The following is a 252-nucleotide window of genomic DNA, read 5'->3' as shown; positions in this document are numbered from 1 at the left end:
GCCTGCTCAAAATGCTTTATCAGCAAACACGCAGCGGCATTATCTATATCCATCAAACCGAAGACCCGCGCCCGACACTGATTGCCCAGCACCGCGCTATTTTTGAAGCCATTGCCCAGGCCAAACCGGCCGAGGCGGCGGAAGCGGCTAAACTGCATTTAAATTATGTCGCCCGCCGCATTTTGCAGGACAGGGAATATCAAAGCCGCAGCGAGCATGCGGATGTATTGGCACAAAATGATTTGAAACGGG

Annotated in this window: 1 protein-coding gene; it reads left to right on the top strand. The window is 52.8% G+C overall.

The genetic code is table 11. The features are described from left to right. A partial coding sequence (locus ACTHSP_RS23915; RefSeq protein ID WP_440347221.1) for an FCD domain-containing protein occupies nucleotides 1-252 on the top strand: 252 nt, incomplete at both ends.

It is taken from the genome of Neisseria sp. P0001.S005, assembly GCF_051963715.1.
This window is presented reverse-complemented; position numbering and strand designations above follow the sequence as displayed.